This is a genomic window from Pseudomonas sp. Leaf129 (genome assembly GCF_001423465.1).
GTDB lineage: Bacteria > Pseudomonadota > Gammaproteobacteria > Pseudomonadales > Pseudomonadaceae > Aquipseudomonas > Aquipseudomonas coleopterorum.
Genome location: NZ_LMOC01000006.1, coordinates 440105 through 464707 on the forward strand (window position 1 = coordinate 440105; position 24603 = coordinate 464707).

Genomic DNA, 24603 nt, shown 5'->3' on the forward strand with positions numbered 1-24603 from the left:
CAGGTGACAAGCCTGCCCGTTAATCGATTCCGCTGGCAAGTGAAGCCGCTTCGAATTCAGCCGATGAACGGTAGATTGCCTCTGCAGACGGGCATTCCCGGTCTTGGCTGTCTAGCCCGGCATGTTCGAATTTAGCGGAAGAGTTCCTTAGTCGAACTCGATTCGAAAAACCCGTTGAATTGCAGCAAAGCGTTCTAAGCCGCGCCAATCAAGGGTTCTAAGGTAAAAGCATGACTATTGATGCCGCCGATTGGGTGCATCGAGTCGTGGGGGTGCACCTTTTCGCCAAGCTCAACCCAGGTTGTAGCACGCGTTGGCGCCAGGAAGAACATAACTCATAGGCAGTCTGCCATGTTCAAACATCCGAAAATCCGTCAGGCCGGACTCATCGTGTTCACCATGACCCTGGTACTGATCCTGCCCAATCTGGGCAGGTTGTTCAGTTGAACGGTGGGAGCCAGGCATGAAACCATCATCAGGCCCGCAGTCCCGGCGATGGCGCAGATTGAACGCCTAGCCTTGGGTCTGGCTCTGCGATTGGGGCTGGACAGCCACGCTGACGACGGGCGCACTCGGCGCGACCAGGACCTTGGCGTGCATCTGTTCGAAACCGCCACCGCGACGCATGCCGCGTACCGGGCAGGCGTCTAGGTAATCCAGGCCAACCGCCAGCTTCAAGTGGCGCTCGGGCCGCGCGAGTTGGTTGGTCACGTCGAAACTGTACCAGGCGTCGTCCAGCCAAGCTTCGGCCCAAGCATGACTGGCCATGTGCTCGGTGTCTTCGGTGAACAGATAGCCCGACACATAGCGCGCCGGGATGCCGAGGCTGCGAGCGCAGGCAAGAAACGCGTGGGTGTGGTCCTGGCAGACTCCGGCACCGCTGGCAAAGGCCTGAGCGGCACTGGTGTCCACGGCCGTTGCGCCGCTGGTGTAGGCGATGCGCTGGTGCAGGCCCTGCATCAGGTCGATCAGGCCATTGCGGTCGCGCCGGGTGCGGCACTGCTGGGCGGCGAAGGCACGCAGGGCATCGTCGGCGTCGGTCAGCCGAGTGAAGCGCAGGAACGGCAGTGGTGATTGCGTTTCATGTTCGGCTTCACGGGTCTCATCGATTTCGACCTGGCCACGCGCGGCAATGATGATTGCATCGTGAGGGTCGTCCAGAGTCAGCACATGCAGGATGTTGCCGAACGGATCGAGCTGGGCCCGTACCGGACGCGGCAGGTCCAGTTGCCAGCTCAGGATGCGCTGGCGCTCGCTGTCGTGGGGTGTCAGCCGCAGGTACTGGATGCTGGCTCGCACCTCATCATCGTAGTGATAGGCGGTTTCGTGACTGATGTTGAGCCTCATACAGCCTCCAGATAGGAACTGTGAATCGCGTTGCCCAGCTGGCGCACCAGTGGGATCTGTTCGTTCAACCACTCATGCAGGCCCTCGTCGAGGATCTCGCCGATGCCGGTGTAGCGCAGACGCGCGTCCAGCTCGGCCGCCAGACGCTGGGCCGGACGGCCGTTGGCACCGGGCAGGTCGGCGAGGATCTGGTTGATCTCCTCGGTACAGGCGCGCAACGAGCGCGGCACGTCGGCACGCAGCAGCAACAGCTCCGCCACCGGCTTGGCCGCCGGCGCGTCGCGGTAGATCTCGGTGTAGGCTTCGAAACTCGACAACGCGCGCAACAGCGCGCTCCACTGGTAGTAGCCACGTGCCGAGCTGTCGTCGACCGAATAGGCTTCATCGCCAAGCATTTCGTAACGTGCATCGAGCAGACGCAGGGTGTTGTCGGCACGCTCGATGAAGGTGCCCAGACGGATGAAGCGGAAGGCGTCGTTGCGCATCAGGGTGCCATAGGTCGCTCCGCGAAACAGGTGGGCGCGCTCCTTGACCCAGTCGCAGAAACGGCTCATGCCGTAGCGACCCACGCCCTGCTCGGCAATGCCACGGATCTCAAGCCACGTGGAGTTGATGTTCTCCCACATGTCGGCGGTGATGCGTCCGCGCACCGCATGGGCGCTGGCACGCGCCGCCCCCAGGCAGCTGTAGATGCTGGCCGGGTTGGCCGGATCCAGGGCGAAGAAATGCAGCAGGCGTTCGGCGTGCAGCTTGCCATGGCGCGCCAGGTAGTCTTCCAGGGTGCCGGTGATCAACAACGGCATGGCGATTTCATCCAGGCCGTCACCCCGGCCGTCCTGGGGCATCAGCGACAGCGAATAGCTGACATCGAGCATGCGCGCCAGGTTTTCGACGCGCTCCAGATAGCGCGACATCCAATACAGATCAGAGGCAGTTCTACTTAGCATTGGCAGGCATCCTTAATCCTCGACCACCCAGGTGTCTTTGGTCCCGCCGCCCTGCGACGAATTCACCACCAGCGAGCCTTCACGCAAGGCCACGCGGGTCAGGCCGCCGGGCACCACGCGGGTTTCGCGGCCGGCGAGGACGAAGGGGCGAAGATCGATATGGCGTGGCGCTATGCCGTTCTCGACGAAGGTCGGGCAGGTCGACAACGACAACGTGGGTTGGGCGATGTAGGCATGGGGCCGGGCCTTGATGCGCGCCCGGAAGGTTTCGATTTCCGCGGCACTCGCACACGGCCCCACCAGCATGCCGTAGCCACCCGAGCCCTGGGTTTCCTTGACCACCAGATCCGGCAGATTGGCCAGCACGTGGGAAAGCTCCGAGGGCTTGCGGCACTGCCAGGTCGGCACGTTCTTGAGGATCGGTTCTTCGTCGAGGTAGAAGCGGATCATGTCGGTCACGAAGGGGTAGACCGACTTGTCGTCGGCTACGCCGGTACCAATGGCATTCGCCAGTACTACGTTGCCGGAGCGATACGCAGCCAGCAGACCAGGCACGCCCAGCATGGAATCGGGGTTGAAGGCCAAGGGGTCGAGAAAGGCATCGTCCAGGCGGCGGTAGATCACGTCCACCGGCTTGGGTCCGTCGGTGGTGCGCATGAACACCTTGTCGTCACGCACGAACAGGTCGGCCCCTTCCACCAGCTCCACACCCATCTCGCGCGCCAGAAAGGCGTGCTCGAAGAACGCGCTGTTGAAGCGACCCGGCGTCAACACGACCACGCTGGGGTTGTCGATGGCGCTGGAGCTTTTCAGGGTGTCGAGCAGCAGATTGGGGTAGTGATCCACGGGTGCGATGCGCTGCGCCGCGAACAGCTCGGGGAATAGCCGCATCATCATCTTGCGGTCTTCGAGCATGTAGCTCACACCGCTGGGCGTGCGCAGGTTGTCTTCGAGTACGTAATAGGTGCCATCACCGTCACGCACCAGGTCGACCCCGGAGATGTGCGAGTAGATGTCGCGGTGCAGGTCCAGGCCTTGCATCGCCAGCTGATACTGCTCGTTGGCCAGTACCTGCTCGGCGGGAATGATGCCGGCCTTGATGATGCGCTGGTCGTGGTACAGGTCCGCCAGAAACATGTTCAGCGCCTTGACGCGCTGAATGCAGCCGCGCTCCACGATCCGCCATTCGCTGGCAGGAATGCTGCGCGGAATGGTGTCGAAAGGAATCAGCCGCTCAGTGCCCTGCTCGTCGCCGTACAAGGTGAAGGTGATACCGGCGCGATGAAACAACAAATCGGCCTCGCGTCGACGCTGGGCAAGCAATTCCTGCGGCGTCTCGGCCAACCAACGGGCGAACTCCCGGTAATGCGGGCGAACCTGGCCGTCGGCATCGTACATCTCATCATAATAGGTGCGGCTCATGCCGTACTCCTTGTCACCCGGATCCAAGAGCCTTCGCAAGGCCCGTGCCATCGGCATATGTGCCATTAAATCAAGTGCTTGGGATCCCTGATCGAGAACCGTGCACCGTTCTTGTGCGGCAATGTCCGAACGCCGATGACATACGCTTCATTGCGAAGCGGATTGTTCAAGCGGCTTGACTCTATGACCAGCATAGACAGAGTTGAATTCAATAGCTTGCGGCGTTAGCTGATAATTATTTCATCGAAACCGGCAAAAGCTTGGCGCTTGCTGGAATCCATCGAATTCCCATTCGCCGCTCCCTTGAGAGCGGCTTTTTTTTGCCTGTCATTCGATGGGAAGCGTGAACCACCATGCCGCTGTGGTTCACTCCGGCTCAGGCCTGCGGACGCCTGACTTCGTGCTTGACGCCCCAGCCTTCGATCTCACCGCCCAGGGGTTCGACGACGGCTTCGAAATCCTGCTCGAATTCACCGATGCCACCGTGGGTGGCGTACATCAGTTTGCTCAATTCCAGATGCCAGGCACCGTCGTCGCGCTCACTGATCTGGGCGTTGAGCGACTCGCCGCGAAACTTGCCGGCAGCCGTGCGCGCCCGGTCTTCATCGGGAAAGACCGCGTAGAACTCGATGGGATGGATGCGGGCGAAATCGAAGCCGCCCTCTTTCATGCGGCGTAATACATTGCTGCTGATGTCTTCTTGATAGGTTGTGCTCATGAATCGTCTCCCTCAGCAATAACGACGGATAGACTTTCAGTACTTCCAGAACCTCCTCGGGACAAGGAATGGGTGCGGTGCGGCGTCAGTGACGCAGCGCCTGGAATCGAGCGTGTCGCAAGAAGCGGGATGCAAAGACGAGCAGCGAGATCCTCAAGGACCTCGAGCGCAGAGTAACGCGAAGGCCGGGCCTGTGCCAATGGCCCGGATCACTCGCGGTTCACACGACTTCGGTAATGGCAGTGATTTCCACGCTGTGCTGAGACTTGAGCGTCTTGGCGACCGGCGAGGCTACGGTATCGGGAAGGTTGACTTCATCCAGCTCGGCGGCGACCGGGTACAGCCTGGAGCGCACGAGGGTCGCCGCCTCTTCGATCGACGGGCAGGTGTCAGCATTGATCGCCATGCTGTCCAGTACGCCATCCTTGTTGAAGAAGCTGATTTTCCACTCTTTCATTGTTGTACATCTCCTCGACGCAATTCAGGCAGGAAGCTGCTGGATAAGCTCACTCAACGTTGACTCGCAACGCCCGGCATTCGTTCCGGACGGCAGATTGCCGGAGGTGTACCGGAACGGGCTCGATCACCCCATGAAAAAAAGGCCCCGAAGGGCCTTTTCACAGAGCGTCAGCTACTTACTCCTGCTTGCTCTCCACGGCACCTGCGGTGTTGTCGAGCAGGCTCTTGGTCGCGGTCTGGATGAACGAGTCCAGCTTGGCCCGCAACTGCGGCACATCGGAGGCGTTGGCGTCGGTATCGGGGATCAACTGGGCGCCGAACTCGCGGCCCAGCTGGTAGCGATACAGGCGGGTGTCCATGTCGCGCGGCTCGACCAGAATACGGTCACCCTTGACGATGGCCACGGTTTGCTCGCTGCCCGAAGGCTTGATCACGGCGAAGCCAGGATCGCCTGCCGGCAGGTTGAGCAGGTCACGCCCCCAGCACTGGTGCTGGCTGGCGCCGCCCAGGCGACCCATGATGGTCGGTACCACGTCGGGTTGCGAGCCGACGGTGTGGTTGACCTTGCCGAACTTCTCCTGGATGCCGGGGCCGATGAGCAGCAACGGAATGTTGAAGCGACCCAGGTCCATCTCGGTGATCTGCTGCTCGTTGCCGAAGCCATGGTCGCCCAGCACGATGAACAGGGTTTCCTTGAAGTACGGCTCCTTGCGCGCCTTCTCGAAGAACTGGCCCAGGGCCCAGTCCGAGTAGCGCATGGCGGTCAGGTGCAGGTCCAGGCTGCCACGACCGGTGACCTTGTCCACCGGCAGTTCGGCCGGCAAGGCATAGGGCACATGGTTGGAAAGGGTCTGCAGCAGTGCATAGAACGGCTTGCCGGCAGCGCCGCGCTTGGCCAGTTCTTCGTTGCCACGGTTGAACATGTCCTGGTCGGACACGCCCCAGGTCGGATCGGAGAACACCGGATTGACGTAATCGTTGCGGCCGATGAACGTGGTCATGCCCTGGTTGCTGAAGAAACCGGACTGGTTGTCCCAGGCGAAGTCGCCGTTGTAGACGTAGACGTCGTCGTAGCCGCGCGCGGCGCTGAGCATCTCCGGCAGGCCGGACAGCTTGTGGCTGCCCTCAGGGGTCTGCATCAGGTATTCGAAGCCCGGCAGATTCGGGAAGCAACCCATGGTGGCGAACATGCCCTGATGGGTATGGGTGCCGCTGGAGAAGAAATGGTCGAACAGCAGGCCTTCCTGGGCCAGCTTGTCGAAGTAAGGCGTGATGTTGCCTTCGGCGCCCAGCGCGCCCACCGAATGACCGGCGAAGCTTTCCATCAGGATCACCACGACGTTCTTGATCGGCAGGGTGTTGGCCTGAGGCGGCTGGAAGTTGCGACGCACGGCGGCAGTGTCGTCGTCCACCAAGGTGTCATGAGGTGTGAGCAGCATGTCACGCACGGTGCTCTGCGCCTGATCCTGCGGCAGGGTCGCTTTCCAGATGTTGTCGCGGTCTTCGGACATGCGGCTTTTCGCGGCAGCGATCAGCGTCAGCGAACCGTTGAGGCCCAGCTGGTTGGCGAAGTTCGAATCGGTGGTGTAGGCATCACCCCAGCGCAGCGGCGGCCCCTGGCGCAAGGTGCCGCGCGCGGCGACCACGGCGATCAGCAGGATCACCACGAACACGCCCACTCGTGCGTACCACGGTGCAACCGAACGGCCGACATTGGCGGGCGCCGCGACCCGCGGACGGGTCAGGCGATCGAAGCCCTTGAACACCAGGCTCAGCAGCCAGGTTACGAAGGCCCAGGCCAGCAGGTAACGCACCACCGGATAGCCGTACCAGATCATGCTCAGCACGGTCTTGGGGTCTTCCTTCACGTACTGGAACACCAGGCCGTTGAGGCGCTGGTGAAACTCGCGGTAGAAGTCCATTTCCATCAGGCCGCACAGCAGCACCACGCTGGACGCGATGGTCAGCCATGCCCGGAACAGCCCGCGCCAGCGCATGGCGCGTGCGCTGAGCACGGCCAGCAGCAGTGGAATCAGCAGGTACACCACCAGGCGCAGGTCGAAGCGCAAGCCATTGAAGAAGGCTTCGACGAAGGTGCTGGTTGGGGTATCACCGATCATCTCGCGGTTGTACATCAGCAATGCCAGGCGCAATCCGCTGAGCATCAGCATGATCGCCAGGCCGCTGAGCAGCGTGTAAGCCAGGTGCGATTTGACGGTCGGTTGCAGTTTGCCGCGCGCGGCCTGCTTTTGACTCAAGGCGTCCGGAGTAGCCATGTGTAGGAAAGGTCCGTTGAGGTCTATTGTTGGGATCTGTTGGAAGTGCGTAGGGTAAATCTGGGCGCGGATTGTCCGTGAAGACAGGTGAAAATTCCGTTCAGATGCTACGCATCGGCCGCGAAACGGCGGTCGGGCCGAGGATGATACGTCGCCGGGGCAGGCAGGTCGAACCCGTTGCAGGTTCGACCTGTTTGATTCAGACCCGCACGTTGCCGCGTGGACCGGCGATTGCCCAGATAATCAGGCCCAGTACCGGCAGCAGGATGATCAGCAGTACCCACAGGACCTTGGCCCCGGTCGAGGCACCACTCTTGATGACGTTGATGACCGCCCAGATGTCCAGCGCGAGGATGATCAGGCCGATCAGGCTATTGAAAGTGGAACCCATGTGATACTCCTTGTGGATGGCATGCATCAACTAGGATAGCGGCGTGTCGCAGGGGTTCCGTGGTCGCCGTGCGAAAGGTGAAGGCTGCGTTCAGACGTGCACTGCCACGCGCAACGCTTCCAGGGCGGGCACGGCCCTGATGTGCAACTCGGCCCCCAGTGCCGCGACCCGATCGGCATCCTTGCCGTACACCAGCACCATCTGCAATTCATCATCCAGTGGCTGGCTGAAATCGAACAGCACGTACCCTCCCTGATCCTTGCTCATGGCAGCCAGTTGCACCTGGATACGATTGAGTGCAGTCAACGCATCGATCTTGTTCAACTGCTTGGGCTTGATGTTGAACGTGACGTCGGGCCCGAACGAATCGATGATCTGCTGCAGCAGCTCGGAGTAGGTATCGGCCTGGAAGATCACCGTGTCGGGCAGGCTGCCCACCACGACCCATTCGCCCAAGGGAATCGGAAAGCTGTCGTCGTAATTGATGTCGGGATTGGCAGTGAGGAACGCCTGGGGGTCGGCGTAGGCCTGGGCGGCCTCATCGGCGATGCGATCGATGTCGTCATCGCGCATGCAGCCGGAACTGATTTTGCCGATGAGTTCGACAAGTGACTGTTTCATGAGGCAACCCCTGCGGCGCTGGAAAATGGCCGCAAGGATAGCCGCAAATCAGCCAGACGGGTATCAGGCGGCCAGCTTCTCCAGCTGTTCGATGGTCAGCTTGGCACCCATGGCGCGTGCGGCGCCCAATGCATTGATGCCCTGAGCATCCACCGCAGCCGGGTTGGCCCCTTGCGCCAACAGGTACTCGACCATTTCCGTACGGTTGAACATGGCCGCCATCATCAGCGCCGTGCGTCCATCAGCCGAAGCGCCATCGACGGGGGCGCCCTCCTCTATCAGCAACTGCACGATCGGCAGGTTACCCTTGAAGGCGGCACCGGCCATGGGCAACTGGTTCTTGTCATTGGCAATCAACGGATCCGCCTTGTACCTGAGCAACAACCGTGTGGCATCGAGGTGACCATGATAGGTCGCCAGCATCAACAAGGTATCGCCGTTGTGGTTGCGCAGATTGGGCGGAAGGCCTTTTTCCAGCAGGCGTTCAAGCATCTGCGCGTCACCGTTGCGTGCAACATCGAACACCTGTTCGGCGAACTCGGCGGCTTCTTCATCGTTCATTTGACGAGCTTCGGGCTGGGTCATGGAAACCTCCTGGCAATGGATCACGGTAGACAGTGTTCCCGCTTGGGTTCAAGCCTGCAACAGAGCCTGGCTATCACCCGCGAATCGGGAATTTATTGGCGATTTGTGGTCATAGACAGTAGCGCCATGGGAAAAAATCCATTGCGCGCGCCTCACTCCCTCGCAACGACTCATCGCTCGCCTTACTCCGCCGCGCAAAATGCAGCATGTCAAATGGCTGTTCATGCAAATTGCACGGAGGGCAAAAAAAGCATAATCCCCAAGCTGCTGATTTATAAGGATTTTATTTTTAAAGAGACTTGGCACACTCGCTGCAACTACCTAGACATGCCTGCCAACTTGCTAGGAGCTGCACATGAACTTCCTCCACGAAAAATTCGTTTCCGTTTTCTCCGAGTACGAAGTGACCACCCAGCCACGCCCGGATGGTGCCGTCCTGCTGACCCTGCGTGACACCGATGGCAAACAGATCAAGCGTTCGATTTCCTACGCTCAACTGCACACCCCTGAGCAACTGACCTGGGTCATCAGCGCCATCCGCCGCGATCTGGCCGGTGAAGCCAGTCAGCTGCCAGCAATCAACATGCTGCAAAGTCAGAACCGCTTTGCCCTGCCGACCTACCATTCGGCCTGATTAGCGCAGCTGATCTATCCGGCAAGCTTGGCTTGGCCTGACTGATACACCCTGTTTCCTCTGCTCTGTTTCTTGCAAAACCCGATACCTGGCGCATCCTGGTACCGGGTTTTTTTTCGCCTGGACGAAGCTGGAATCAGTCATCCATCCGCGGAAACAGGTCGTGCACGGGCTGATCCACGTAATCGGGTCGCCAGCCATGGGAATCGGTGAGGATACGCAGGCCGACGAACCGTGCACGTTCGCCCAGGTCCAGCCAATGCGTTACGCCTGGCGGTACAGTGATCCGGTCGTCACGTTCGCAGAGCACGGCATACACGTAGTCACCGGCGTGCACGCTCAACTGGGCACGCCCGGCCACCACGCACAGAACCCATTCTCCCTCCAGCCGGTGCTCACGCAGAAGCTCGGCCTGGTTCGAGGCCTGCGGGCGGTGATCCTCGTCAATGCTGACGACGTCCACGCTCATGTAGCCTCCCTTGGCCATCCAGGCATCGACCTCACTTCGACAGGTCGCGATGACCTCTTCCGCGCTCGCCTCCCTGGACACGGGAAGCGTCGCTTCGGCGCGTTCAAAGCCGATGCCCAGCTCGGCCAGGGTCGCGGCGATGTCTTCAGGGTGGCTCAACACTTTGTTGGGGATGTCGGGCGTGCTGCGGTGATAGACGGTCAAGCGGCTCATGCAGAATCCTCGAATGGGGTCAGTGGCTGGCTGCGGGCGGGAGCGTTGCAGGCGAGCGTTTGAGCATGATCAGGGCGGCGGCGAATGCGGCGAGGCTAGCCAGAGCAAACGTCCCCGTGGCGCCCAGCGGTTGCCACAGGTAACCGGAGTACAGAGCACCCAGAGCGCCACCGACACCGGCCAACGTTGCGTACAGGGCCTGCCCCTGCCCCTGTTGATGGATGCCGAAGCTGCGTTGCACGAAATGGATAGCCGCGGCATGGAAGCTGCCGAAGGTGGCCGCGTGCATGAGTTGGGCGAGCACCAGCAGCCACAGGTGCTCGGCGAAACTGCCCAGTAACAGCCAGCGCACCGCAGCCAACAGGAAACTGGCGACCAGCACGTGGCGCAAGGAAAACCGCGCCAGGATCCGGCTCATGGCCAGGAACATCAATACTTCGGCCACTACACCGACCGCCCACAACATGCCGATCACCGCGCGGCTGTATCCCAACTGTTCAAGGTGCAGGGTCAGAAACGTGTAGTACGGACCGTGGCTGAGCTGCATCAGCCCCACGCACCCGTAGAACGCCAGTACGCCAGGGCGAACCAGTTGCTTCATGAAGCCGTCCCCCGGCGTTCGACGCGGGCCTTCGCCAACCGGTGCATTGGGCACCCAAGCACTGGCCGCGACGATCCCGGCCATGATCGCCAGCAGCGTATAGGGGTAGGCATCCAGACTCAGGCTTTCGAACACTCGGCCCAGGCCGACGACGGTCAGGATGAAGCCGATCGAACCCCACAGGCGGATCTGGCTGTAGCGCGCCGTCTGCCCCTGCAAATGGCCCAGCGTCAGGGTTTCGAATTGCGGTAGCACCGCGTGCCAGAAAAAAGCGTGCAGCGCCATGACCAGCGCCAGCCAGGCGTAGCTGGTTTCCAGCAGGATCAGCGAGAAACTGGCCAGCGTACACACCGCGCCGATGCGCACGATGGCCAGGCGTCGACCGGTGTAGTCGCCCAGCCAGCCCCAGAGATTGGGCGCCACGCAGCGCATGAGCATCGGGATCGCCACCAGCTCACCGATACGCGCACTGTCGAAGCCCAGGTGATGGAAGTACAGCGCCAGGAACGGCGCCGTCGACCCTAGCAGGGCGAAGTAGAACAGGTAGAAGGTGGACAGTCGCCAATACGGGACTGCATGTCCCGCAGGCGACGGCACCGCGCTCAAAGCTGGCCCAGCACCGGGGTATCGACCTTGACGTCGGCATTCTGCCCACGATGACGCAGCAGGTGGTCCATCAGAACGATGGCCATCATGGCTTCGGCAATCGGCGTGGCGCGGATGCCCACGCACGGATCGTGGCGGCCCTTGGTGATTATGTCGGCCGGCTGGCCGTGGACATCGATCGAGCGTCCTGGCGTGGTGATGCTCGACGTAGGCTTGAGGGCCAGATGAGCGACGATCGGCTGCCCCGAGGAAATACCGCCCAGCACCCCACCTGCGTGATTGCTGAGGAAGCCCTCGGGCGTCATCTCGTCGCGGTGCTCGGTGCCACGCTGGGCCACGCTGGCGAAACCGGCGCCGATTTCCACACCCTTGACCGCGTTGATGCTCATCAATGCATGGGCCAGATCAGCGTCCAGACGATCGAAAATCGGCTCGCCCAGGCCGGGCATGACGCCTTCGGCGACCACGGTGATCTTCGCGCCGACCGAGTCCTGGTCTCGGCGCAGCTGGTCCATGTAGGCCTCCAGCTCCGGCACCTTGTCCGGGTCGGGGCTGAAAAAGGCGTTGTCTTCCACGCCGTCCCAGCTCTTGAAGGGAATCTGGATCGGGCCCAACTGGCTCATGTAGCCGCGAATCAGGATGCCCTGGGTGGCCAGGTACTTCTTGGCGATCGCCCCGGCCGCCACGCGCATGGCGGTTTCGCGCGCCGAGCTGCGGCCACCGCCGCGGTAGTCGCGCTCGCCGTACTTGTGATGGTAGGTGTAGTCGGCATGGGCGGGACGGAACAGGTCCTTGATTGCCGAGTAATCCTTGGATTTCTGATCGGTGTTGCGGATCAGCAGGCCGATGGAGGTACCGGTGGTCCGCCCTTCGAACACGCCGGAGAGGATCTCGACCTCGTCGGGCTCCTGGCGCTGGGTGGTGTGCCGGCTGGTGCCCGGCTTGCGGCGATCCAGGTCGCGCTGCAGATCGTCCAGGGAGATCGCAAGGCCTGGCGGGCAGCCGTCGACGATGGCGACCAACGCCGGGCCATGGCTTTCGCCAGCGGTGGTGACAGTGAACAGCTTGCCGTAGGTATTGCCGGACATGCAGGGCGCTCCGCGAAATCAACCGAATCAGACAGGGCGCCAGTATACGCAGGGTCGACGGCCAGTTCATCCCTGAACCTTAGCCAGACGCCCCAGTCCAAATCGCACTTCCCTGGATAGTGGCTCGATGATGTTGCAGATGATGTTCCGATTGCTTGCCGTGTTCCTGTTCGCCAGCAGCGCCGCGGCACTGGCCGCCACGCCCGACATCGCCAGGCGCCCGATCGAGTTGCAGACGGCTCAAGGCACGTTGTACGGCTCGCTGCTGGTGCCCCGCGCCGACCGGCCGGTCCCTGTGGTGCTGATGATTTCCGGCTCGGGCCCTACCGACCGCGACGGCAACAATCCCGAAGCCGGGCGCAACGACAGTCTGAAGAAGCTTGCCTTGCTTCTGGCCCAGAACAACATCGCCAGTGTGCGCTACGACAAACGCGGTGTGGCAACCGGCCGCAAGGCCACGCCCGATGAACGCGACCTGAGCGTGGCGGGCTACGTCGACGATGCGGTGGCCTGGAGCGCGCAGCTCAAGCGCGATCCGCGTTTCGGCCCGCTGGTCATCCTTGGTCACAGCGAGGGTGCGCTGATCGCCACCCTGGCCGCCCAACGTGCTGGCGCCAATGCGGTGGTATCGCTGTCGGGCAGCGGCCGGCCCCTGGGTGAAGTGCTTCGCGAACAGATCGGCGAGCGTCTGCCGGCCGAACTGCAGCCGCGCAGCTATCAACTGATCGAGCGCCTGGAGGCAGGACAATACGACCCGGACGTACCCCAGCCCTTGCAGGTGCTGTTTCGCCCCAGCGTGCAGCCCTACCTGATTTCGCTGCTGCGCCAGGACCCTGCGCAAGCCTTCGCTGCATTGAAGATCCCGGCGCTGATCGTGCAGGGCAGCCACGACATCCAGGTGGGCGTCGGCGATGCGCAGGCACTGCAGCGCGCCAAGCCGGACGCGCAGCTGGCGATCATTCCCGGCATGAACCATGTCCTGCGCATCGTGCCGATGGACCTGCCGTCCCAGCTCAAATCGTACCGTGACCACAATCGGCCGCTGGCTGCAGAACTGGGCCGCGTCGTCGTGCCCTTCATTCAGGGGCTTTGAGCGGCGCTCTGCGCCGGGCGCACTCAAGAGTGGGTCGAGGTAGCCGATACAAGCTGCGTGAAGAGGATCGCGCCATGACCGAACAAGACCCGCCAAACGCCGACATCGATGAACCTGCGCAGGTGCCGCGGCCATGGGCCGAGGTCACCGCCGAGCAGTTCAGGATGCTGCGCCTGGCGCCCCTGCCCGCCGACCGGGCGACCGGCCCACGCCCGCTGCGTTTCGTGCAGTTCGGCCTGGCCGAGCGCCACGACCCGGCCCTGAGCCTGCTGCGGTTGGACATCCAACTGCCCGGCCAGCGTGTGCGCAAGGAACAGAACCAGCTGGACGTATGGGTCGACCACCAGCTCAAGCAGGTCACTCTGGGCAGCGAAGCGGGTCTGCAACTGGAGCCGGTCAACCGCGGCCTGGGCCGTTTCGTCATGGCCCAGGCCACCGCCTGGCTTCAGCGTCACTGGCCGCACTACACCCTGCAGGGCGCAGCGCTGTCGAGCAAGGAAGCGCTGCAACCGGCAGGCCTGGATCGCCGCGATCACGCCCTGCGCACCCAAGGCCTGAATGTCGAGTACGCCGACGTGCAACGCCTCAAGGGCCGCTATCACCCCATTGCCGTCAGCCAGTTGCTGAGCACCTGGAATCCGGAAAAGGTCCAGGTGGTCGAGGTGCTGGCGGCCAGCGAGATGCTGCAGCTGGCCGAACAGCAGTTGCAGGAGATGGAGCTGAAACTGCACACCCAACAGGAGCGGATCGGCAAGTTCTCGCGCGAAGAAGGCGGCCTGCGCTTCACCATCGCCTGCCTGATCGCGTTCGCCGTGTTCCAGGCCGCGTTGCTGATCTGGATCGCCACTCACCGCTAGCATCAGCCGCGGTGAAGCGGGCTTACGCGATCAGATCCGCGAAACGAACAGCGCCTGGTGCTGGCGGCACTGCTCGGCGCTGAGCATGAACACGCCATGCCCACCGCGCTGGAACTCCAGCCAGGCGAAATCCACTTCCGGATAGAGCGCCTCGACGTGCACCTGGCTGTTGCCGACCTCGACGATCAACAGGCCTTTGTCGGTCAAATGATCCGCCGCCTCGGCCAGCATGCGTCGCACCAGGTTCAAGCCGTCGTCGCCACAGGCCAGGCCCAGTTCCGGCTCGTGCTGATACTCGGCCGGCATGTCGGCGAAATCTTCGGCATCGACGTAGGGCGGGTTGGATACGATCAGGTCGAACCGCTGCCCCGGCAAACCTTCGAAACCATCACCCTGGACGGTGTAGACGCGCTCTTCCTGACCGTGCCGCTCGATGTTCTGATTGGCCACTTCGAGCGCCTCGAAGGACAGGTCGGCCAGGATGACTTCAGCTTCCGGGAAGACATCGGCGCAAGCGATACCGATGCAGCCCGAACCGGTGCACAGGTCGAGGATCCGCGCCGGTGGCTGGCTCAGCCATGGCTCGAAGCCGTTTTCGATCAACTCGCCGATCGGTGAACGGGGCACCAGCACCCGTGCGTCGACGATGAACGACATGCCACAGAACCAGGCTTCGCCGATCAGGTAGGCGGCCGGCACGCGCTCTTCGATGCGCCGCTTGAGCAGGTGTTGCACACGTACGATCTCGTCCTCTTCCAGACGGCAGTCCAGGTAGCTGTCAGCGATTTCGTAGGGCAGGTTCAACGCGCCCAGCACCAGCAGGCGGGCCTCGTCCCAGGCGTTATCGGTGCCGTGGCCAAAGAACAGTTCTTCGCCATGAAAACGGCTGACGGCCCAACGGATGTGGTCGCGCACGGTGCGCAAGCGGGAAGTGATCACAAAAGCTCCTCGGTCGAATCAAGCCGGGATATTAACAGAGGGCCGCAGGCGATTTTCGCCATGTTCGCTCAATCCGATTCACAGAACGGCTCCAGCAGAGGACAATGCGGCAAAAGCCCTAGCCAAAGGAGCCCCCGATGTCCGTTCCAAAGACGATGTTCCAACTCAGCGGCCGCGGTTTCCCGCCCACGCGGATCGCCAATGCCAGCCTGATCATCATCGATGCACAAAAGGAATACCTCAGTGGCGACCTGGCCCTGTCGGGCATGGACGAGGCGCTGACCAACATCACCAAACTGGTGGCTGCGGCACGCGCAGCCAAGCGTCCCGTGGTGCACATCCGCCATCTGGGCACCGTGGGTGGGTTGTTCGACCCCCAGGGGGAGCGTGGCGAGTTCATCAAGGGCTTCGAACCCCAGGGCGACGAAGCGGTGGTCGAAAAGCGCATGCCCAATGCCTTCAACAACACCGGCCTGCACGAACTGCTGCAGAGCTACGGTCATCTGGACCTGATCGTCTGCGGCTTCATGAGCCACTCCAGCGTCAGCACCACGGTGCGCGCCTCGAAGGACTACGGCTATCGCTGCACGCTGGTGGCCGATGCCTGCGCCACTCGCGACCTGCCCCAGGGCGATGGCGTGCTAGCTGCGGCCAAGGTGCAGGAAGCCGAAATGGCCATCATGCGCGACAACTTCGCTGCGGTCGCCATGACCGGCGATCTGCTCTGACCTTCAAGCCGGCCCGATCGCCATCGAGGAATCAATGAAGTCATCCCAAGGTTTCAATGCGCGCAGGCTCAGGAAGCGCAGTTCAGGTGGCTGGCGTTACCGTCTCGGCGCAGCGCTGGGTGCCGTGCTGCTGACCCTTGGCCTGCTGCTGGCCATGGCCGGCATCGCTACCTTGCTTGGGCATCCGCCCCAGGTGACCGGACTGGACACCACGACCACCGGCGCGGCCATACTGGCAGGCATCGGCGTGCTGGTTCTGTATCTGGGCCTGTGGTTCTGGCGGCGCAGCCGCCGCGGGATGCGCCGCAGCCGTGAACTCGATCTGGCCCCGCACCTGATGAAAAAGCACGATTGAGTCGCGTAGACTAGCGCTCCCGTGGTGGAGGCCTTCATGCAAGACGACGAATTTTCCCTGTTCAAGGACCAGATGCGCGGCGTCAAGCCGATCCGGCACGACCGTGCCGACACCGGCAAGCCCAAGGCCGACAAGGCCAAGCTGCAAGCGCTGCGTCAGGCTGCGACGGTGGGGACCAACGTCACGACCGTCGATGGCCTGTCCGATCAGTTCGTCATCGACGTCGGCCCCGAGGACGACCTGCACTGGGCCCGCGATGGCGTGCAGGAAAGCCAGATGCGCAAGCTCAAGGTCGGCCAGATTCCCTTCGAAGGCAGCCTGGACCTGCACGGCATGACCGTGGAAAAGGCTCGCGAAACCCTCTGGGCATTCCTCGCCGAAGCCACCCGTTTCGAAATCCGCTGCGTACGCGTGACCCACGGCAAGGCCGTGCGCCTGGACGGCAAGCGGCCGATGATCAAGAGCCACGTCAACACCTGGCTTCGCCAGCACCCGCAGGTGCTCGGCTTCACCTCCTGCCAGCCCCGCCACGGCGGCGCCGGCGCGGTTTACGTGATGCTCAAGCGCACCATGCTCGAAGGGCGTGACGAATAACGTAACATGTGGCTGACGGCCGAACCTTGAAGTGCGTACCCTTTTAGCTACGCTCGGGCGATGACCAAGAATATCCCGACATTGACCGTCAGTTTTTATCGCACGGAAGCCGGTAACGAACCAGTACGCGACTGGCTGATCCAACTGCCCATAGGAGATCGAAAGGCGGTTGGCACGGACATCAAGACCGTCCAGTTCGGCTGGCCGATAGGAATGCCGGTTGTACGCAAAATGGAAGTCGGACTGTGGGAAGTGCGGACCGATCTGGCAGACACTACCGCCAGGGTGCTTTTTACCGTCGAAGGCAGCACGTTGTTGCTACTTCATGGCTTCATCAAGAAAAGTCAGAAGACACCTGCCGCTGACTTGGCAACGGCCCGAATGCGTAAGGCAACACTCAAGAGGCACCCGCAATGAATCAGCACATGGGTTCGGATTTCGACGATTTCCTTGTCGAGCAGGGTTTGGCAGACGAGATTTCCGCTGCTGCGCTCAAAAGAGTCATTGCATGGCAGATCGCCGAAGCCATGAAACTCCAGAAAGTCTCCAAGAAAGTTTTGGCCGAGCGGATGCACACCAGCCGCACCGCAGTCGATCGGGCACTCGATCAGAACGATGCCGGCATGACCCTGGCCACCTTGGCCAGCGCCGCACGAGCTCTTGGTCAGCGCGTTGAAGTTCGGCTTGTGCCGGAGTGATAGTAAGAGCCATTTCAATACCATGGCGGTTTACGTGATGCTCAAGCGCACCATGCTCGAAGGGCGTGACGAATAACGCCCCGCTTGCACCCGTGCGAGCGGAGCCGTACCCTTCGCGTCTGCGAAATATTTTCCCACAGGTTTGATCATGTCCCTGGAACAGAACTACACCGAGATCCTTGGCCAGCTGGGCGAGGACGTTACCCGCGAAGGCCTGCTCGACACGCCCAAACGCGCTGCCAAAGCCATGAAGTACCTGTGCCGCGGGTACGAGCAGACCCTCGACGAGGTCACCAACGGAGCCCTGTTCAGCTCCGATGCGAGCGAGATGGTGATGGTCCGGGATATCGAGCTGTATTCGTTGTGCGAGCATCACCTGTTGCCGTTCATAGGGCGCGCCCATGTCGCCTATATCCCCAATGGCAAAGTGCTGGGGCTGTCCAAGGTCGCGCGGATCGTCGACATGTACGCCCGCCGCCTGCAGATCCAGGAGAACCTGGGCCGGCAGATCGCCGATGCGGTGCAGCAGGTCACCGGCGCGCTGGGTGTCGCGGTGGTCATCGAAGCCAAGCATATGTGCATGATGATGCGCGGCGTCGAGAAGCAGAACTCCTCGATGATCACCTCGGTGATGCTGGGCGAGTTCCGTGACAACGCGGCGACCCGCAGCGAGTTTCTCAGCCTGATCAAATAAGCCGCACCCCAATCTCGAGGACTGCCACATGTTGATGAAAGCCTTGCGTATCGGACTGGGCCAGGTAATCGTGGCGGGCGACCTGCTCACCCGCCCCCCGCGGCGCAAGCGCACCGCCGAGGCCCAGGCCGAGGTGGATCGCGCAGCCAGCGGGCTGACGCTCTATCAATTCCACGCCTGCCCATTCTGTGTGAAGACCCGCCGCACACTGCACAAACTCAATGTGCCGGCGAGCCTGCGCGATGCCAAGAACGACAGCGTGGCTCGGGAAACCTTGCTGGCCGAAGGCGGCAAGATCAAGGTCCCGTGCCTGCGCATCGAGGAAGCCGGCAAGGTTACCTGGATGTACGATTCCAAGGTGATCATCGATTACCTGAACCAGCGCTTCGCGGCAGCCTGATCGCTGTCGCCCAGCTGTATCGTCGATTGATCGCGCCGCTGTACCGCTGCTGGCCGGACACCTTGGCTTACCCTTGACCGACGCTGTTCAGGACAAGGATCCGACCGCCATGCCCAACCCCGTCACCTCTGCCCCACTGCGCCCGCTGGCCGACACTGCTCCCTCTGCGGTGGTGGCTGGCTTCATCGCCATGATGACCGGCTACACCAGCTCCCTGGTGCTGATGTTCCAGGCGGGTCAGGCTGCCGGCTTGACGACCGCGCAGATATCCTCCTGGATCTGGGCCCTGTCGATCGGCATGGCAGTGTGCAGCATCGGCCTTTCCCTGCGTTACCGCACGCCCATCACGGTGGCCTGGTCGACGCCGGGCGCGGCCCTGTTGATCACCAGCCTGGGCGGCGTAAATTATGCCGAGGCCATCGGCGCGTTCATCACCTGTGCGGTGCTGGTCACGATCTGTGGCCTGACCGGCAGTTTCGAGCGCCTGCTCAAGCGCCTGCCGGCATCGCTGGCCGCCGCGCTACTGGCTGGCATCCTGTTCAAGATCGGCAGCGAAATCTTCGTCGCCGCGCAACACCGCACCGCCCTGGTGCTGTGCATGTTCTTCACCTACCTGATCGTGAAGCGCCTGTCGCCACGCTATGCGGTGCTGGCAGCGCTGGTCATCGGTACGCTGGTGTCCGGGCTGCTCGGCCTGCTCGACTTCAGCCATTTCAGCCTGCAGGTGGCCCAACCACAGTGGACCACCCCGTCCTTCTCGCTGGCCGCGACCATCAGCATCGGCATTCCGCTGTTCGTGGTTGCCATGACCTCACAGAACATGCCCGGTATCGCCGTACTGCGCGCCGACGGCTACCAGGTGGCAGCCTCGCCGTTGATTTCGGTGACCGGCATCGCCTCATTGCTGATGGCGCCATTCGGTTCCCACGGCGTCAATCTGGCTGCCATCAGTGCAGCTATCTGCACCGGCCCACAGGCTCACGAAGATCCGGCCAAGCGCTACACCGCGGCGGTCTGGTGCGGTGTGTTCTACGCCATTGCCGGCACATTCGGCGCCACGCTGGCTGCGCTGTTTGCCGCACTGCCCAAGGAGCTGGTGCTGTCGATCGCTGCATTGGCGCTGTTCGGCTCGATCATCAACGGCCTGACTCAAGCCATGAGCGAGCCCAAGGAGCGCGAAGCGGCCTTGGTCACGTTCATGGTGACCGCTTCAGGGCTGACGCTGTTCTCGGTGGGCTCGGCGTTCTGGGGCATCATCGCCGGGGTCCTGACGCTGCTCATCCTCAATGCGCGCAAAGCCTGATACCTGAAGCATCATTAAAGGATTGTCATCAAGCCGAATGAACCGCACCTGCGGCGACGCTTTCACACCTGTAACTCCACATCACAGAGGACACATGTATGAATCGTTTCCAGGACAAAGTCGTGATCGTCACCGGCGCGGGCTCCGGCATTGGCGCGGCCACCGCGCTACGCTTCGCCAAGGAGGGCGCTCGCGTCGTGTTGGTGGGGCGCAACGCTGAAAAATTGGAAACCGTGGCCAAGGGCATCGGCCCCGGCCAGAGTCTGGTCGTCAGCGCCGATGTTTCGAAGTGGGAAGACGTGCAACAGTTGGTCAAGCGTGCAGTCGAGCATTTCGGCCAACTGGACGTGCTGGTCAACAACGCTGGTGTGGCCCCGTCGGGCGCCTTGACCGAGGCCTCGCTGGACGACTGGCGCAGCGTGATGTCGATTGACGTGGACGGTGTGTTTTACGGGTGCCGCGCCGCCATGCCGCACCTGCTCAAGAGCGGCGGCAGCATCATCAACGTGTCGTCGGTATCGGGCCTGGGCGGCGACTGGGGCATGAGCTTCTATAACGCCGCCAAGGGTGCGGTCACGAACTTCACCCGCGCCCTGGCGCTTGAATACGGCGGCCAGGGTGTACGCGTGAATGCCGTATGCCCTGCCCTGACCAAGAGCGAGCTCACAGCAGGCATGGCCGACGACAAGGCCCTGATGGACAAATTCGCCGAGCGCATTCCCATGGGCCGCGCTGCCGAGGCCGAAGAAGTGGCAGACGTGATCGCTTTCCTGGCCAGCCACGACGCGCGTTTCGTCAACGGTGTGAACCTGCCCGTTGACGGCGGGCTGCACGCCTCCAACGGTCAGCCCAAGCAGGCCTGATCAGGCGTTGATCTGCGCCACGACATCGGCCAGCGCCTGAGCAGGATCGGCGGCCTGGCTGATCGGACGGCCGATCACCAGATAGTCGGAGCCGGCGTCCAGCGCCTGGCGCGGGGTCAGAATACGGCGCTGGTCATCCTGAGCACTGCCCGCCGGGCGAATGCCGGGAGTGACCAGCTGCAGTGCGGGATGCGCAGCCTTCAGGGCCTGAGCTTCAAGTGCCGAACAGACCAGACCGTCCATGCCGGCCTTCTGCGCCAGCGCCGCCAAACGCAGCACCTGCTCCTGTGGTTCGATGTCCAGGCCGATGGCGGCGAGGTCTTCTCGTTCCATGCTGGTCAGCACGGTCACGCCGATCAGCAACGGCTTGGCACCGGAGCGCTGTTCCAGCACTTCGCGACACGCCGCCATCATGCGCAGGCCGCCAGAGCAATGCACGTTCACCATCCAGACACCCATTTGCGCCGCAGCCTTGACGGCCATGGCGGTGGTGTTGGGGATGTCGTGGAATTTCAAGTCCAGGAATACCTCGAAGCCCTTGTCATTAAGGGTTTCGACGATGCCCGACGCACTGCTGGTGAACAGCTCCTTACCTACCTTGACCCGGCACAACGTGGGATCCAGCTGATCGGCCAGCTTCAGAGCCGCCTCGCGGGTTGGGTAATCCAGGGCGACGATGATGGGAGTCTGGCAGGCGGACATGGCGGGCTCTCTGAAGGCGGGTCGAAATCGGCGCGCATTGTAGCGGATTTTACCGGCTCGGGGGGTTGCCACGGTGTCCGCGCCAACATCAGGCGGCGTCGCCACAGGGCAGGAACGGGCTATGATGGAACCACTGCGACACCCTGTCGCTCCAATCTCTACAAGCGCCGCGCATCTTCGGCGCACTGTTCAAGGAGTGTCCTCATGCCCTGGTATGCCTGGTTGATCTTGTTGGTGGCCATCGGCTCGATCGTCGGTGGATTGCTGGTGCTCAAGCAAAGCGCGCAGAAACTGCCGTTGACCGACGAGCAGCTCAAGAAGGTGCACGAACGCAACGCCGAGATGGATGCCAAGGACGCACGAAACCGCTGACTGGTACTCAGCCTCCCGGGTGTCTTTGCGCCTTGGGAGGCTGGCTAGTCACTCTCATGGGTTATCCAAGAAAAAGCTGCATGAGGCTGTGCATAAGCTGGGTGCAATACCCTGCAGGCCACGGCCCACCAGCGTTTCCAGCCGTCGATTAAAAAACGAGCAGTTTCAAGGGGTTGTGCACATTCGACGTGCACCTGCCTGTGGATAAGCTTGGGAGAACACGCTGCAGGCCACGGGCCACAAGGCTCAGCGAAAGCTGATCATTTTTTGATCAGCTATTTTCTCCGCCCCACCCATCCTTGGCTGCGCCCTTGATTGCCTCAAGCAGCATGGCGAACGCCGGATTGTCATTGCTCTCTCGCCAGATCAGGTGCAGTTCGCTCTGCACGCCTTCCCCCAGATCAACATCGCGGAACACCACATTCTTGAAGACCACGCTGGTGGCGCAGCGCGGCACCAACGCCACCCCCATGCCAGCGTTGACCAGCGCCAGGATGGTCAGCGACGAACCCAGCCACTGCACGTATTGCGGGGTCACCTGAGCCGAACGCAGCATGCCGGTGAGCAATTCGTTGAACGGCGGATAGGCAGCGTGCGAGTACATCAGAAACGGTTCGCCGTCCAGATCCTGCACACGTATCTGGGCTGCATTGGCCAGCCGGTGGGTGGCCGACGTTGCCAGCACGAACGGTTCGCGCACCAGGCATTCGGTGAGGTAACCACTGTCGAGCAACGGCGCGCGGGCGATGCCCAGATCGATACGCCGGGCACGCAAGGCCTCGTGCTGCTGGTAGGTGTTCATTTCCGACAGGTCGATTTTCACCTGCGGTTGCTTGAGCCGCGCTTCGGCGATGACCCTGGGCAGGAATTCGTACACCGCACTGCCGACGAAGGCGATGTTCACCGAGCCGATGTCGCCATCGGCGAAGCGGCGTGCCGACACCGCAGCTTGCTGGGCACGCTCCAGCAGATTCTGCGCCTCGATGAAAAAGGCCCGACCCGCCGCCGTCAACGCCACGCTGCGCGTGCTACGGGTAAACAGCTCGACGCCCAGATGATGCTCAAGCAATTGGATCTGCCGACTCAGCGGCGGCTGCGTCATGTTGAGGCGCTCGGCGGCCCGGCGGAAGTTGAGTTCCGTGGCCACGGTGGTGAAGCAACGGAGCTGGCTGAGTTCGAACATTGATTCAACCTCGGTATCAATCAAGTGCCAACTTGAATTGGACTGAAACAATACCCCAAGTTCATGATCGAGCCCTCCAAAAAAAACAATGATCGGAGTGTCGCCCTTGAACGTTCAATCCGGTGCCGTCGACCCCAGCGTGCTCGCCAGCGCAGTGGCCAAGGTCAAGCGGCACGTGCTGCCGCTGTTCGTCGTGATGTTCATCGTCAACTACATCGACCGGGTGAACATCGGTTTCGTCCGCACCCACATGGAAACCGACCTGGGCATCGGCGCTGCGGCCTATGGTCTGGGCGCTGGTCTGTTCTTCGTTGGCTACGCACTGTTCGAAGTGCCCTCCAACATGCTTCTGCAACGTTTCGGCGCCCGTGCCTGGCTGACCCGGATCATGTTCACCTGGGGCCTGGTGGCCATGGGCATGGCCTTCGTTCAAGGCGAGACCAGTTTCTATGTCATGCGCTTCCTGCTCGGCGTCACCGAGGCAGGCTTCTATCCCGGCGTGCTCTACTACTTCACCCAGTGGTTGCCTGCCAGCGAACGCGGCAAGGCCATGGCGATCTTCCTCAGCGGCTCGGCCATCGCCTCGATCATTTCCGGCCCCATCACCGGCGCCCTGCTGAGCGTGACCGGGCTGGGCCTGCATGGCTGGCAGTGGATGTTCCTGATCGAAGGTGGCGCATCGGTGGCGCTGTGCGGGTTCGTCTACTACTGGCTGCAATCGCACATCCATGAGGCCAAGTGGCTTACCCCTGCCGAGCAGACGACCCTGAGCGGGGTGATCGCCGAGGAACAGCGCGCCCGTGAAGCCGAGCATGTGGTCAAGCCGTCGATCTTCAAGCTGCTCGCCGACACCCAGATTCTGGTGTTCTGCTTCATCTTCTTTTCGGTGGCGCTGACCATCTATGGCGCCACCTTCTGGCTGCCGAGCATGATCAAGAAAATGGGCAACGTCTCGGACTTCGAAGTGGGGCTGTTCAACTCCATCCCCTGGATCATCTCGATTGCCGCCATGTATGGCTTTGCAGCCCTCGCCGCCCGCTTCAAGCACCAGCAGGCGTGGGTGGCGACGACGCTGATCATCGCGGCTGGAGGTATGTTCATGTCGACCTATGGCGGCCCGGTGTTCGCCTTCGTCGCCATCTGCTTCGCTGCGGTGGGGTTCAAGGCGGCATCGGCGCTGTTCTGGCCTATCCCGCAGGCCTATCTGGACGCCCGGATCGCCGCCGCCGTCCTGGCGCTGATCAACTCGGTGGGCAACCTGGGCGGCTTCGTCGCGCCCACCGTATTCGGCTTTCTGGAAGAGAAGACCGGCTCGATCCAGGGCGGCCTTTACGGCCTGGCCGCGACCTCGGTGCTGGCCGCGATCGTGGTGTTCTTCGCCCGCACCCGGCCTCGTGGGCAGAAGCCCGATGACAAGCCACTGCAACCTGCCGCCGCACACTGAC

The 24603-nt window shown here is 62.2% G+C and carries 29 protein-coding genes; 14 read left to right on the top strand and 15 right to left on the bottom strand.

Annotation, left to right across the window (positions count from 1 at the left end):
• Positions 1 to 513: 513 nt before the first annotated feature.
• The 9 genes from ASF66_RS10050 to ASF66_RS10090 all read right to left on the bottom strand — a co-directional run bounded on the left by ASF66_RS10050 (position 514) and on the right by ASF66_RS10090 (position 8766).
• Positions 514 to 1347, bottom strand: coding sequence for a transglutaminase family protein (locus ASF66_RS10050; protein WP_056843745.1), 834 nt, complete (start codon positions 1345 to 1347; stop codon positions 514 to 516).
• Entirely contained in the window at positions 1344 to 2294 is a 951-nt protein-coding gene (locus ASF66_RS10055; RefSeq protein WP_049862121.1) for an alpha-E domain-containing protein, read from the bottom strand. The genes ASF66_RS10050 and ASF66_RS10055 overlap by 4 nt, the downstream gene beginning before the upstream one ends.
• Before the next feature lie 12 nt (positions 2295 to 2306).
• The gene (locus tag ASF66_RS10060) at positions 2307 to 3716 is read right to left on the bottom strand and encodes a circularly permuted type 2 ATP-grasp protein (RefSeq protein WP_049862122.1); all 1410 of its coding nucleotides are present in this window, start codon (positions 3714 to 3716) and stop codon (positions 2307 to 2309) included.
• A gap of 376 nt (positions 3717 to 4092) precedes the next feature.
• Positions 4093 to 4434, bottom strand: coding sequence for a ribonuclease E inhibitor RraB (locus ASF66_RS10065; RefSeq protein ID WP_049862123.1), 342 nt, complete (start codon positions 4432 to 4434; stop codon positions 4093 to 4095).
• A 220-nt stretch (positions 4435 to 4654) separates the two neighbouring features.
• Positions 4655 to 4891: a hypothetical protein gene (locus ASF66_RS10070; protein ID WP_049862124.1), complete on the bottom strand. Its 237-nt coding sequence runs from the start codon at positions 4889 to 4891 to the stop codon at positions 4655 to 4657.
• A 178-nt stretch (positions 4892 to 5069) separates the two neighbouring features.
• Entirely contained in the window at positions 5070 to 7169 is a 2100-nt protein-coding gene (locus tag ASF66_RS10075) for an LTA synthase family protein (RefSeq protein ID WP_056843746.1), read from the bottom strand.
• 199 nt (positions 7170 to 7368) lie between these two features.
• On the bottom strand, positions 7369 to 7560 hold the full coding sequence (locus ASF66_RS10080) for a PLDc N-terminal domain-containing protein (protein WP_043185491.1): 192 nt from the start codon (positions 7558 to 7560) through the stop codon (positions 7369 to 7371).
• 90 nt (positions 7561 to 7650) lie between these two features.
• The gene (locus ASF66_RS10085) at positions 7651 to 8181 is read right to left on the bottom strand and encodes a hypothetical protein (protein ID WP_056843747.1); all 531 of its coding nucleotides are present in this window, start codon (positions 8179 to 8181) and stop codon (positions 7651 to 7653) included.
• Between the two features lie 63 nt (positions 8182 to 8244).
• On the bottom strand, positions 8245 to 8766 hold the full coding sequence (locus ASF66_RS10090) for an ankyrin repeat domain-containing protein (RefSeq protein WP_056843748.1): 522 nt from the start codon (positions 8764 to 8766) through the stop codon (positions 8245 to 8247).
• Between the two features lie 355 nt (positions 8767 to 9121).
• Here ASF66_RS10090 and ASF66_RS10095 point away from each other — a divergent pair, with 355 nt between their 5' ends.
• Positions 9122 to 9400, top strand: a complete 279-nt coding sequence (locus ASF66_RS10095; RefSeq protein ID WP_043185483.1) for a DUF3509 domain-containing protein — start codon at positions 9122 to 9124, stop codon at positions 9398 to 9400.
• Positions 9401 to 9536: 136 nt separating this feature from the next.
• On the opposite strand, the gene ASF66_RS10100 is transcribed toward ASF66_RS10095, so the two are convergent.
• From ASF66_RS10100 to aroC, 3 genes are read right to left on the bottom strand one after another with little or no spacing between them, the layout of a single operon-like run.
• On the bottom strand, positions 9537 to 10082 hold the full coding sequence (locus tag ASF66_RS10100; RefSeq protein ID WP_056843749.1) for a hypothetical protein: 546 nt from the start codon (positions 10080 to 10082) through the stop codon (positions 9537 to 9539).
• A 19-nt stretch (positions 10083 to 10101) separates the two neighbouring features.
• Entirely contained in the window at positions 10102 to 11280 is a 1179-nt protein-coding gene (locus ASF66_RS10105) for an MFS transporter (RefSeq protein ID WP_056843942.1), read from the bottom strand.
• Between the two features lie 5 nt (positions 11281 to 11285).
• Positions 11286 to 12377 carry a chorismate synthase gene (aroC, locus tag ASF66_RS10110; protein ID WP_056843750.1) on the bottom strand — a complete coding sequence of 364 codons (1092 nt, stop codon included), beginning with the start codon at positions 12375 to 12377 and terminating at the stop codon, positions 11286 to 11288.
• A gap of 127 nt (positions 12378 to 12504) precedes the next feature.
• On the opposite strand from aroC, the gene ASF66_RS10115 reads away from it, so the two are divergent.
• Together ASF66_RS10115 and ASF66_RS10120 are read left to right on the top strand one after the other, a co-directional pair.
• Complete coding sequence (locus ASF66_RS10115) at positions 12505 to 13470, top strand: alpha/beta hydrolase (RefSeq protein ID WP_236707091.1); 966 nt, start codon at positions 12505 to 12507, stop codon at positions 13468 to 13470.
• A 74-nt stretch (positions 13471 to 13544) separates the two neighbouring features.
• Positions 13545 to 14327, top strand: a complete 783-nt coding sequence (locus ASF66_RS10120) for a hypothetical protein (RefSeq protein ID WP_056843751.1) — start codon at positions 13545 to 13547, stop codon at positions 14325 to 14327.
• Positions 14328 to 14357: 30 nt separating this feature from the next.
• Here the strand turns inward: ASF66_RS10120 and prmB are convergent, their stop codons facing one another.
• The gene (prmB, locus tag ASF66_RS10125; protein ID WP_056843752.1) at positions 14358 to 15266 is read right to left on the bottom strand and encodes a 50S ribosomal protein L3 N(5)-glutamine methyltransferase; all 909 of its coding nucleotides are present in this window, start codon (positions 15264 to 15266) and stop codon (positions 14358 to 14360) included.
• Between the two features lie 137 nt (positions 15267 to 15403).
• On the opposite strand from prmB, the gene ASF66_RS10130 reads away from it, so the two are divergent.
• The 9 genes from ASF66_RS10130 to ASF66_RS10170 all read left to right on the top strand — a co-directional run bounded on the left by ASF66_RS10130 (position 15404) and on the right by ASF66_RS10170 (position 20901).
• Positions 15404 to 15994 carry a cysteine hydrolase family protein gene (locus ASF66_RS10130; RefSeq protein ID WP_056843753.1) on the top strand — a complete coding sequence of 197 codons (591 nt, stop codon included), beginning with the start codon at positions 15404 to 15406 and terminating at the stop codon, positions 15992 to 15994.
• Positions 15995 to 16028: 34 nt separating this feature from the next.
• The gene (locus ASF66_RS10135; protein WP_049862133.1) at positions 16029 to 16349 is read left to right on the top strand and encodes a hypothetical protein; all 321 of its coding nucleotides are present in this window, start codon (positions 16029 to 16031) and stop codon (positions 16347 to 16349) included.
• A gap of 36 nt (positions 16350 to 16385) precedes the next feature.
• The gene (locus tag ASF66_RS10140) at positions 16386 to 16943 is read left to right on the top strand and encodes a Smr/MutS family protein (protein WP_049862134.1); all 558 of its coding nucleotides are present in this window, start codon (positions 16386 to 16388) and stop codon (positions 16941 to 16943) included.
• 60 nt (positions 16944 to 17003) lie between these two features.
• Positions 17004 to 17360: a type II toxin-antitoxin system RelE/ParE family toxin gene (locus ASF66_RS10145; RefSeq protein WP_056843754.1), complete on the top strand. Its 357-nt coding sequence runs from the start codon at positions 17004 to 17006 to the stop codon at positions 17358 to 17360.
• Positions 17357 to 17641 carry an XRE family transcriptional regulator gene (locus ASF66_RS10150; protein ID WP_056843755.1) on the top strand — a complete coding sequence of 95 codons (285 nt, stop codon included), beginning with the start codon at positions 17357 to 17359 and terminating at the stop codon, positions 17639 to 17641. Before ASF66_RS10145 ends, ASF66_RS10150 begins: the two co-directional genes overlap by 4 nt.
• Positions 17642 to 17789: 148 nt before the next feature.
• On the top strand, positions 17790 to 18335 hold the full coding sequence (folE, locus tag ASF66_RS10155) for a GTP cyclohydrolase I FolE (protein WP_043185450.1): 546 nt from the start codon (positions 17790 to 17792) through the stop codon (positions 18333 to 18335).
• 28 nt (positions 18336 to 18363) lie between these two features.
• Positions 18364 to 18735, top strand: a complete 372-nt coding sequence (locus tag ASF66_RS10160) for a glutaredoxin (protein WP_056843756.1) — start codon at positions 18364 to 18366, stop codon at positions 18733 to 18735.
• Positions 18736 to 18844: 109 nt separating this feature from the next.
• Positions 18845 to 20038 (top strand): benzoate/H(+) symporter BenE family transporter, encoded by a 1194-nt coding sequence (locus ASF66_RS10165; protein WP_056843757.1) that lies wholly within the window; start codon positions 18845 to 18847, stop codon positions 20036 to 20038.
• 98 nt (positions 20039 to 20136) lie between these two features.
• Positions 20137 to 20901, top strand: coding sequence for an SDR family NAD(P)-dependent oxidoreductase (locus tag ASF66_RS10170; RefSeq protein ID WP_056843758.1), 765 nt, complete (start codon positions 20137 to 20139; stop codon positions 20899 to 20901).
• On the opposite strand, the gene pyrF is transcribed toward ASF66_RS10170, so the two are convergent.
• A complete protein-coding gene (gene pyrF, locus ASF66_RS10175) occupies positions 20902 to 21603 on the bottom strand; it encodes an orotidine-5'-phosphate decarboxylase (protein ID WP_056843759.1) in 702 nt (233 codons plus the stop codon).
• A 204-nt stretch (positions 21604 to 21807) separates the two neighbouring features.
• On the opposite strand from pyrF, the gene ASF66_RS22035 reads away from it, so the two are divergent.
• Positions 21808 to 21975, top strand: coding sequence for a DUF2897 family protein (locus ASF66_RS22035; protein WP_082223724.1), 168 nt, complete (start codon positions 21808 to 21810; stop codon positions 21973 to 21975).
• A gap of 271 nt (positions 21976 to 22246) precedes the next feature.
• Here ASF66_RS22035 and ASF66_RS10180 read toward each other — a convergent pair whose 3' ends face one another.
• A complete protein-coding gene (locus ASF66_RS10180; RefSeq protein WP_056843760.1) occupies positions 22247 to 23158 on the bottom strand; it encodes a LysR family transcriptional regulator in 912 nt (303 codons plus the stop codon).
• Between the two features lie 139 nt (positions 23159 to 23297).
• Between ASF66_RS10180 and ASF66_RS10185 the strand changes: the two genes are divergently transcribed.
• Entirely contained in the window at positions 23298 to 24602 is a 1305-nt protein-coding gene (locus tag ASF66_RS10185; RefSeq protein ID WP_177327981.1) for an MFS transporter, read from the top strand.
• Position 24603 lies beyond the last annotated feature (1 nt).